Genomic DNA, 10,822 nt, shown 5'->3' on the forward strand with positions numbered 1-10,822 from the left:
TTTATAACTAAGTAACCTCGAGGTTCTTGGGGCTGCGAGAACAAGAATTAAATGAATCTGGTTAAAAGTGTTTTCGGCCTGCTCTACAAGAACAATCAGGGCATGCATTGTCGCTTTACCATGAAACCGATAAGCTGTTTGGCATCTTGTCAAAATAGCAGTATTAGGAAGCGCATCATGGATCTCGATATCTACCAAGTGGACTCTTTCACCACCGAACCTTTCAAAGGAAACCCTGCTGGAGTCTGTCTCTCACAAGAACCGTTACCAGAAGCATTGATGTTCTCTATCGCTGAAGAAATGGCGGTATCAGAAACCGCTTTTCTCTGTTTGAAAGACATGCGATTGCGCTGGTTCACACCTAAGGTAGAAGTGGCGCTATGTGGTCATGGCACATTAGCCACAGCGCAAACCTTAAAAGAACAAGGATTAGCGAAGGTTGGCGATACCATTGCCTTTCAAACTCTCTCTGTTGAGCTTCATGCAAAAGTAAACGAGTCGACAATTGAGCTCGACTTTCCTTCAACTCAGCTTGAAATGGGTGTTGAACAAGATGCTACATTGCTAGCGGCACTTGGATTGAAAGCAGAGCAGGTGGTTTCTTACGCTCAGTTTGACAGCAAAGGTTTTATTGAAGTCGACAGTGAACAAACCGCGCTGGATCTCGAGCCTAACTTTGACGCATTAAAGAACATTCAAGGGCGTGGCGTGGTGGTCACTGCTCAATCGAATTCCCCAGACCTCGACTTTATCTCGCGCTACTTCGCCCCTTGGGTGGGCGTGAACGAAGACCCTGTAACAGGCTCAGCCCATTGCGCACTGACTCAGTTTTGGGCGCAGAAGCTCGGTCAAAATCAGTTTAAAGCTTATCAAGCCTCAGCACGTGGCGGCCACTTACAAACCGAACTACTTGAAAATGGGCGCATTAAACTAATTGGCTCCGCAAAGACGGTAATCAGCGGAAAACTAAAGGTATAACGCGATGAAACAATCCATTATCCATATTGCTTTGGTCGTAAAAGATTACGATGAAGCGATTGATTTTTATGTGAATAAGCTGAGGTTTGAGCTGGTGGAAGATACTTACCAACCAGAGCAAGATAAGCGCTGGGTTGTGGTTTCTCCACCGGGTTCCAATGATGTGACATTATTGCTAGCCAAAGCGTCTAAGCCAGAGCAACGTGACTTCATCGGTAATCAAACCGGTGGACGTGTATTCCTATTTTTGAATACCGATGACTTCTGGCGTGACTACAACCGAATGGTAGAGCAGGGCATTAAATTTGTTCGCCCGCCAGCAGAGCAAGACTACGGCACAGTCGCCGTATTTGAAAATCTCTATGGCAACCTGTGGGACTTGCTAGAGATGAGTCCGAGTCACCCAATGGCTGCGCGTTATTAAGTTGGTATTGATTGGTGAAGGGTATGATTCTCTCTAGCAATGATATTGTAATTTAATTGTTATAAATCAATTAATTATGCACATTTCATTTTCCAGGATAATAGTGACATTTGTTTTGAGATAATCGTATACATCTTTTATAAAATTTTATTGAACCAATTGCTTATCAGTTTACTTTGATTAATGAACTTGTTTCATAAACCAGAGGAAAAGCAAATGGATATCTATCCTGTAAGTGTTCCAGAACAAAGCTACTACTCACCAATTCCGAGTTCTATAACTATTTTTGAGCAACAAATAAATACCAGTTGCTAGTGTTGAACGACAGGTATTAACAGGTGTCTCAGCTATTGAGTCGGGTAACGGCTACTTTGTTATGTATCTTAATGATGTCGAAATAGGCAGGTTTGTTTTTGATGGCTCAAGAGCTTTTTTCATGTGTCCCCAATGGGGCGCCTCACTCGCTGCAAACATTCCTCACACTCTAAGACTAGAGTTTATTCACACAGCAACGGGTGTTACGACAGAGGTTCACATCCAATCTCACACGGTCGCTAACATCGTATTCTAAGCTAAATACTCAATCGTGTTTAAACAGTAACAAGTATACTCGGTGGTGCAAAACTCTTTGCATCATCGAGTTCTAGTTAGAATATCTAATCGTGTCTATTTAATTTTTACTGTTTTCATTAATCACTTTGCCTATCAGCTTAATTCTCAAAATGAGAATGATATTTAAATCAATATAACTCTATGTTTTTAAATGAGCTAATTTCGGCATCATATTTGCGTTAACCCTCTACGACCAACGATTCAGTTGATGAGGGGAATAACATGAAAGCAGGGAAACTTATTGCGCTAACCAGTTGCTGCGTATCGATGTCCGGATACGCGCTCACTACCAGTGATTTATCGTTCGAATCAGGCAGTGACAATGCAAACTACACCATCAAAGGTAAACCATTAGAGACCACTTCTATAGCGGAAACCTTACCTCAGGATACGCTGACCAATGTGTACTCGATGCTTCCTGAAGGGACTTACGTTAACAGTGCGTTTATTGCACCGGAACGCTATTCAAATATTGATATCGATGACGAGCTTGATGGCGCTGAGTACGCGACGGCCTCAGTGACGTTTCTTAATGAGGGGGCTGGCTATCGAAATTCGCTAGGCTATTTTGTCTACGACACTAACAATCCACCAACTAGCAAAGACGATATCGAAACGCACATGGTTATTTTCCCAAATGTTTCGAAAGCGCCAGATGGTGACATGCAGGAAGGTGACACTATCGATCTCGATGTGCAGTTAACCGCCGGTCAGACGCTTGCGTTTTTCGTCATCCCGAATGGTTGGTATGTCAGTACCTATAACAACATTCCTTACCTTGGTCCTTGGAACACACCTTTTTACAGCTTATCCAGTTTGAATCCAGAGACGACCGCTAATTACCGCCGCCACAACGTTGCGTTCTTGGATACCGAGAATGAATTTTTGGTGCTTGGTTTTGAAGACATTCGCCGTCCGAGTGGCGATAACGACTTCAACGACTTGATTTTTACCGTGGACATTTCACCTTTCTCGGCGGTGGATGGTGTGAACACCGATGGCACTACCGACTCGAAATACGAAGTGTTGGTCCAAGAGAACAACCCAGAGGTCACAGTGACGTCGGTTTACCCAAGTTCTGATACGTATGCGACGATGGCATTCGAAGACCGATGGCCGTTAATGGGTGACTACGACTTCAACGATGTGGTGTGGCGCTATCGTGTGACCGAACTTTTGAATGGTCAACGTGAATTGAAGACCATTACTGTTGATTACACCCTACAAGCAATGGGGGCGGGTTATTCCAATGGTTTTGCGGTGAAGCTGCCTAATGTGGATTCGTCCAACGTTGCATCGGTAACGGTGACCAAAAATGGTCAAGCAGTGGAACATACCGTGCTTCAATCTGGCAGCGAAACTGTGTTGGTGGTATCGGAGGATTTAAGAGCAGAACTGGATGCGCTTGGTGTTCTGACGTCTGGTTGTACTTATTACCGTACTCAGAGCAATTGTTTGAATCAGCAAGCGACCGACATCCTCAGCTACCAGATGGTCGTCGAACTGACCACGCCAGTCGCACGAGATCAAATCGGCTACCCGCCATATGACTCATTCATCTTTGCGGCAGAAGGTACCTACCACGGGGACTTTGTTGCGACTTTCCCTGGCATGACATGGCAAACCCACTTTAAGACATTCTCAGGCACTGGGGATATGAATAACGCATTGTTCAATCTGCATGATGATGACACAGGCGGCTCGGAATACTTCCTAACCAGCAACAACATGCCATGGGCAATCAACATTCGTGATGAATGGGATCACCCAACCGAGAACACAGATATCAGCCATGCCTACACAGGGTTCCCAACTTGGGTAACCAGCAGTGGCGAAACGGACACCAGTTGGTACAACGCGCCAGCGAGTGGCAAAGTTATCTCAGCAACGGAATAGCAAGGAGCATCACATGAATACTTCGACAAAACTACTGACCATCATGTTTGCTTCAACCCTAGTCGCTGCTTGTGGAGGCGGTGGCGGCGGAGGTGGCGGCTCTTCAACCCCAGCTCCTGCGCCAGTGGTGGATGAGACTGATGACACACAAGACATTGTGGCACAACGTGACTTTTCCTTTGATGTTGGCGAGACCATTACCTTGTCTATGAACTACCAAGGGGCTTCTGATGGGGCATTGCATCTCTACACCAAAGAGGCATTTACGGCGGAAAACGGCGATGTGATTGCAGACCCAATGTCACGCATCACTACCATTTATCCAACCCGAACCAATCAGGTTGAGTTAGAGGTGAATGGCAATTGGACCAAGTTGTACGCGCAATGGGTCCCAATGAATGCTGGTGAATCTGAGAAGAACTGGGTGATTTCGTTGAATCAATCCAACAACAATTACCATCTCGATTTTTAATCCAAGATGTCGTTAATAAGCAAAGCGTGGTTAAAGCCACGCTTTATTTTTGATAAAAATCCTTCGCAACATTAGCGTGATCTATATCACCTATTGAACGAATCAGATAGAATGGCGGCCACTTTCAATATGCCCTTTTCTAACCGTATCTCGAAAGTGAATTAACAACTTGTTATTTAAAAGAAATTTCCTTCGAGGACGCCGCTATCATTAGTACAAACAATATCACCATGCAATTTGGTGCCGAGCCACTGTTCGAAAATATCTCTGCTAAATTTGGCAACGGCAACCGTTATGGTCTGATTGGCGCAAACGGCTGTGGTAAGTCGACATTTATGAAAATCCTGAGTGGGGCACTTGCGCCAAGCTCGGGCAACGTTTCTATTACTCCGGGGCTGAAACTGGGCGTATTGAGCCAAGATCAGTTTGCGTTCGAGCAATACAGCGTAATTGATGCCGTGATCATGGGCGACCGCAAGCTTTGGGAAGTGAAGCAGGAACGTGACCGCATCTATTCATTACCAGAAATGAGTGAAGAAGACGGCATGAAAGTCGCTGAGCTGGAAAGCGAATTCGCAGAAATGGACGGCTACACAGCAGAAAGCCGTGCTGGCGATATTCTGCTTCAAGCGGGTATTGAAGAAGAGCTGCATTTTGGTTTGATGCAGCAAGTTGCTCCAGGCTGGAAACTGCGTGTACTTTTGGCGCAAGCTCTGTTTGCTAACCCAGATATTTTGCTGCTCGACGAACCAACCAACAACTTGGATATCCACACCATCAACTGGTTGGCGGAAGAGTTGAACCAACGTAAGTGTACGATGATCATCATCTCGCACGACCGTCACTTCCTAAACTCTGTGTGTACGCACATGGCAGATATCGATTACGGTGAGTTGCGCATTTACCCTGGTAACTATGAATACTTCCTTGAAGCATCTGGTCTTCGTCGTGAGCAGTTATTGGCTTCTAACGCGAAGAAAACCGCTGAAATCAACGAACTTCAAGAATTCGTAAACCGTTTTGGTGCGAATGCATCGAAAGCAAAACAGGCCAGCTCTCGCGCTAAGAAGATGGAAAAAATCCAACTTGACGAAGTGAAAGCAAGTAGCCGTGTTAGCCCATCGATTGATTTCGGTGAGGGCAAAAAACTGCACCGTTTAGCCTTGGAACTGCAAGACCTTGGTCACTCGTTTGGTGATGAGCTGTTGTTTGAAAAAGGCAACTTGTTACTCGAAGCAGGCACTCGCCTTGCGATCATCGGTGAAAACGGTGTGGGTAAAACGACCTTACTGCGTTGTCTAGTGAACGAACTAGAGCAAACTCAGGGCGTCGTAAAGTGGTCTGAAAACGCTTCAATTGGTTACTGCCCACAGGACAGCAGTGCAGACTTCGATAACGATCTGACCATCTTTGAGTGGATCTCTCAGTGGCGTACCGTGAAGCACAATGACCTAATGGTGCGTGGCATTCTAGGTCGCTTGTTGTTTACCGCTGATGATGCCAACAAAAAAGCGAAAAACTGCTCGGGTGGTGAGAAGAACCGCCTGCTGTTTGGTAAGCTAATGATGCAAGACATCAACGTTTTGGTTATGGATGAGCCAACCAACCACATGGATATGGAAGCGATTGAAGCGTTAAACAGCGCATTAAAAGACTACACGGGCACTTTGATCTTTGTTAGTCATGATCGTGAGTTTGTATCGTCATTGGCGACTTCAATCATTGATGTAAAAGACAAACAGTTGGTGAGTTTCCAAGGTACATTTGAAGAGTACATGGCACACCAACGAAAGGTGCTTAGCGCTGCGTAACCAAGCGCCGATCATCGTGAATAATTGGACGTAAAGTTCGTCTTTGAGACGAAGAAAACAACAGATTATTTGCAATAGTGATTTAATCTAAACCTAATAGAGGTAAGGTGGTGAGTACAACGCTCGCCACCCACAATTAAGGAGCCGTTCATGAGCCATGAATTTATGACCGACGAAGAACGTATTGAACTGCAGAAGAACAACCCTCTGCACGGTCTTAAATTAGAAGACATGTTGCAGCAGCTTGTTGACCATTACGGTTGGGAAATCCTCGACACAGCAATGCGTATGAACTGTTTCAACACTAAGCCAAGCATTGCGAGCAGTGTTAAGTACCTGAAGAAAACAGAATAGGCTCGCGAGCGTGTAGAGAACTTCTACCTATACCGCTACAAGCGCATGCCAAAGGCATCTGAATACGAGTACAACCTGCCACCACGCGCACGTACCTTCCGTCATGGATTGGAACCGCGTGAGCCAATGGAACTGACGGTTGAATCGATTCTGGCTTCACAAGCTAAGGCTGCGTCTGCGCACAAAGAGCGTTCAGCAAAGCAACGCACAGATCGTGCTCGCTTTAATAACCGTCGTCGATAAACTTTCAATTCTCTTGTTCCTGTAGGCTTGATGCCTAGGTACAAGAGTGATTTTGATGAAAAGCCAAACTACCCAGTTTGGCTTTTTTATTGTCTTTTCTTTGGCTAAACCTCGTTATCAAGACCCTAGCTTGATAATCGAAGAGTACATCTGCTGCGGATCGGACTGATGGCTGAATCGTGCTTGGAAGCTCTCCACCACATAGTCAATAAAGGCTCGTAACTTTTGCGATTGCTCTTTGTGGTAAGGGTAAACGATATACAGCGCGTGCTTTTCCATCTGCCATTCAGGGGTAATCTCAACCAATTCACCTGAAGCTAATTGAGGCTCAACAAAGAAATCCGGTAGTAGTGCGACACCGAGTCCGGCACATGCCGCTTGGGTAAGCGCAAGACCACTGTTGACCATATAAACACAAGGCGGAATCGCAACATCTAAAATCTGATTGCCGTTATTGAAAGTCCAACGACGTGAGGCTGATGACAAGCTGTAACTCAGCAGTCGATGATTTACCACATCGCTAGGAGTGAGGAAGGGCGCTGATGCCTCCAAGTAATTCGGAGAGGCACAAAGCACACGTCGAATGTCTAACAGCTTTCTCGAACGTAAAGTTGAATTTCCAAGCTCTTCTCCACCACGAATGGCAATATCGACCCCTTGTTCAATCAAATCGAGGTGCTCGTCACTCATGATTACCTCTATGGAAAGTTCTGGATGCAGCTTCATAAACTCGCAAATGATAGGGTTTAGCTCAATCAACCCCAATGACATCGGCATGCTGACTTTTAGCGTGCCCTTTAATGTGTGCGAAGACTCGATCACTGAACGATCGGCATTGTTGAGTGCATCGAGAACCTGACACACTTGCTGATAATAGAGCTGACCATTATCGGTAATGTGTAAATTGCGTGTAGTACGGTTAATCAAAGGGCTTTTCAAATAGCTCTCTAATTCATTGATGTTCTTACTTATTGCGGCTTTTGAAAGATTTAAATCTTCTGCAGCCGCGACGAAGCTACCGAGCTCCACCACTCGACGAAATACGGTTAATGCTCTGATCTTATCCACGCATTAGTTTCCTCATGTTTTTATTGTTCACTCATGGTGAACTATATAGCCACTATTATAGTGTTTATTCACTGGTGGGAGTTAATTAATATCACCTCATTCACTGAGTGCCCGACATAAGTAGGGGCAAACGTAATTAGGATTCCACTATGAAAAAGATCGTCGCATTTACTGGTAGCAACAACAGCCAATCAATCCACAGCCTGTTGGTTCAAGCGTTGGCAAACCAAGCTACACATACAGAAGTAAACACCATTGACCTAAATGACTTTGAATTGCCAATGTACGGTTTGGACGTTGAAGGTCAGGGCGTCCCAGAAAACGCACACAAACTGCGTGCAACGTTAAACGAATACGATGCGATCATCATCGCATCACCAGAGCACAACGGCTCAATGCCAGCATTTCTGAAAAATGCGATTGATTGGCTATCGCGTGTCGCACCTCAAGGTACGTCTTTCTTTGGCGACACTAAGAAACCAGTTCTACTGGTGAGCACATCTCCAGGTGCAAACGGTGGCGCAACTAATATCAAAACCATGGCTGAGTTGATGCCTTGGTGGGGCGGCGATGTAAAAGGCACTTACAGCTTGGGTGGCTTCTACGACAAGTTCCAAGACGGTGAATTTGACGCTGCGACCTCGGCAGAACTGAGCGAGTTAATGGCCTCTTTCGAACATGCTATTAATTAGTTTTATTATATTTCTATACAAACTATTTAATTACTAACTTAGTTGCTATTAAATTAGTAATAGCAACAGGTTGTTCCTTAAATTCTACATTTTAAATTTGAAGTTATATCTTGCTATAAAAATTTATAGTGAGTGGTGTTTTTTGTTCGTAAATATAAAAATAATATAAAGGTGTATACTATGAATATTATTAAATATCCTATATTAGCGCTAAGTGTTTTAGCCTCTATTCCTGCTGTCTCTCAAGAAAATAAAGATGAAAAACTGCAAGATATGTCTGATCCACTTGCGGTATATACACAAGCTGGTTTTGGTATCAGTGATAAAGGCATTAACATTAAAGTCGGCCAAGCCTATGACTCAAATAAGCCAAATACGCTTGCTATGAATGTTATTGAAGTGAAGGGTATTGGTGGTGACTTATTGGGTATCAGAGACAACGATGATCCACTATACAAGGGAGTAGATGATAGTATTGACTCACTTCGACTTCGTAACTTTCAATCCGACTTAACTACAGGTCGAGGCCGTCAAATCGATATCAATTATGATGTTGATAACGACAGACTTGATGCTTCTTATAGCTATGTCCAATCGCTTCCTAAATTTGGTATTGTACAACTCTACCCTCTTGGTGGTGTCGGTGTGACGGTCGCGAACGATTACAGTGGTGAAGACAATGGTTATGAAATTCCGGGCACGTTTATGGTGGTTGGTATGTACTCTAAAATCGACATCACAGATAAAATCTGGATTAACTACAACCCAATGTACATGCACACATTATCTGGCTCGAGTGATTACAAAGATAATTATTATGCTGAAGAGAAAGATATTCTAACCCATGAGTTTACGCTTTCTTACCAATTAAATAAAAGATCGAATATTCGTTACTATGCAAACTGGAGTGAAAACGTTGACTTTAATGATGGTGATCATCGCATCGAATACAACTATCAATTTTAACTAATAGTTTTTATTGGTAATAGTTTAAAGTTGATTATTGAAGTAAATATATATATGGATATTCTCTTTTTATCATTAATGTTGTTGCTTGGGCTGTACGCTAGGATAGAAATCCAAGCAACGTTCAGTAAGCCACTGCATAACAGGACCTGCTTCTTTTGCTTTACCCGTCACACGGTCAATTTGTAAAAGCCAATCTTTCTCTTCCCCTTGTAGCTTAAGGGGAACGATATCTGAGTGTTTTTGAAACAAGTGGTCAGGTATCAAGCTCCAGTTATTATTCAGTTTAATCAACTCTACTAGGGTTTCTAAATCGTTCACTTTGGTCAGTGAGTTCGATAAGTTTGCGTTGTAGTGAGCAGGGTAGTCTTTTAATACGATTTGCCGATACGCCTTAAGTTCTTCAAAAGAAACGGAGCCTTCAGCCAATAATGGATGTGATTGATGCACCGCGATAGAAAACGGCACGTAACCAATCGAACCTAAAAGCACGTTCTTAGGCTGTGTGCTGCCCCACAACATAAAACCGATATCCATTTCATTACTCGCGACAGCATCAGCAATGTCATTGTTTTTCAAGACATTGAGATTGAGCTCGGTGTGCGGGAATTGCTGATAGAACTCCTCAATCACGCCAAAAAACTGCGGTGTTAGTAAAAGCGCATTGATTCCTATCGAGATCCTCTCTTCTATTCCCACATTGAACGTTTGCAGCATATTTTGTACGTGTTGTGCGTGCTCTAACAAGGAGATGGCTTGAGCATGCAGTCGCTCGCCTTGTGCCGTTAAGGTAGGCAATCGAGAAGTACGATCAAAGATGGTCAGCCCTGTGTCTATTTCCAAGTTCGAAATCGTAGTACTGACCGCAGACTGTGCCTTACCAAGCTTTCTTGCCGCCGCAGAAAACGAACCACACTCCACGCACATGACTAACGTTTCAAGTTGTTGAAGATTGAACATAACGATGTATCTAATTTTTAGATGGCATCCAACTATATCTTATAAAAAGTTTAGATGACAATCGCTCCATTAATCGTTAAGTACAAGTAGAGAATAAGATAAGTAACAATCAATCTGCGGAATTATCGGATACACAAAAGGAACTTGAAGCATTGCGTAAACGCTTGCGTCAAAACACTCAGACCATGCAAAGTTCGACTAAGAAATCAGACGCTAACGAAATGATGTCTGGCGTGATTAAGACCGTAGCGACGTTCGAAAAAGACTAATAAGCCCCTTCCTAGAAAGTAGAAAGGCACCAATTAATGGTGCCTTTTGTTTTCAGTCCTAAACCACCTACTTCAGT

9 protein-coding genes and 1 pseudogene are annotated in these 10,822 nt (G+C 43.9%); 8 read left to right on the forward strand and 2 right to left on the reverse strand.

Going from position 1 to position 10,822, the window contains the following annotated elements; all coding sequences use genetic code 11:
* Positions 1-177: 177 nt before the first annotated feature.
* The 6 genes and pseudogenes from H735_RS11690 to H735_RS11715 all read left to right on the forward strand — a co-directional run bounded on the left by H735_RS11690 (position 178) and on the right by H735_RS11715 (position 6,790).
* A complete protein-coding gene (locus tag H735_RS11690) occupies positions 178-978 on the forward strand; it encodes a PhzF family phenazine biosynthesis protein (protein WP_020195331.1) in 801 nt (266 codons plus the stop codon).
* Positions 979-982: 4 nt separating this feature from the next.
* The gene (locus H735_RS11695) at positions 983-1,402 is read left to right on the forward strand and encodes a VOC family protein (RefSeq protein ID WP_020195330.1); all 420 of its coding nucleotides are present in this window, start codon (positions 983-985) and stop codon (positions 1,400-1,402) included.
* Between the two features lie 834 nt (positions 1,403-2,236).
* Complete coding sequence (locus H735_RS11700; protein WP_020195329.1) at positions 2,237-3,910, forward strand: LruC domain-containing protein; 1,674 nt, start codon at positions 2,237-2,239, stop codon at positions 3,908-3,910.
* Positions 3,911-3,923: 13 nt separating this feature from the next.
* Entirely contained in the window at positions 3,924-4,382 is a 459-nt protein-coding gene (locus H735_RS11705) for a hypothetical protein (RefSeq protein WP_009702257.1), read from the forward strand.
* Positions 4,383-4,588: 206 nt separating this feature from the next.
* Positions 4,589-6,193: an ABC-F family ATPase gene (locus tag H735_RS11710; RefSeq protein WP_080641570.1), complete on the forward strand. Its 1,605-nt coding sequence runs from the start codon at positions 4,589-4,591 to the stop codon at positions 6,191-6,193.
* 165 nt (positions 6,194-6,358) lie between these two features.
* Positions 6,359-6,790 (forward strand): annotated as a pseudogene (locus H735_RS11715) (VF530 family protein).
* A 117-nt stretch (positions 6,791-6,907) separates the two neighbouring features.
* Here H735_RS11715 and H735_RS11720 read toward each other — a convergent pair.
* Entirely contained in the window at positions 6,908-7,858 is a 951-nt protein-coding gene (locus H735_RS11720; RefSeq protein ID WP_020195325.1) for a LysR family transcriptional regulator, read from the reverse strand.
* A 149-nt stretch (positions 7,859-8,007) separates the two neighbouring features.
* Between H735_RS11720 and H735_RS11725 the strand changes: the two genes are divergently transcribed.
* Complete coding sequence (locus tag H735_RS11725; RefSeq protein WP_020195324.1) at positions 8,008-8,550, forward strand: NADPH-dependent FMN reductase; 543 nt, start codon at positions 8,008-8,010, stop codon at positions 8,548-8,550.
* Between the two features lie 180 nt (positions 8,551-8,730).
* Complete coding sequence (locus H735_RS11730) at positions 8,731-9,516, forward strand: hypothetical protein (protein WP_009706425.1); 786 nt, start codon at positions 8,731-8,733, stop codon at positions 9,514-9,516.
* 75 nt (positions 9,517-9,591) lie between these two features.
* Here the strand turns inward: H735_RS11730 and H735_RS11735 are convergent, their stop codons facing one another.
* Positions 9,592-10,476, reverse strand: a complete 885-nt coding sequence (locus H735_RS11735) for a LysR family transcriptional regulator (protein ID WP_020195323.1) — start codon at positions 10,474-10,476, stop codon at positions 9,592-9,594.
* Between the last annotated feature and the right edge of the window lie 346 nt (positions 10,477-10,822).

The organism is Vibrio owensii CAIM 1854 = LMG 25443, assembly GCF_000817815.1.
Taxonomy (GTDB): domain Bacteria; phylum Pseudomonadota; class Gammaproteobacteria; order Enterobacterales; family Vibrionaceae; genus Vibrio; species Vibrio owensii.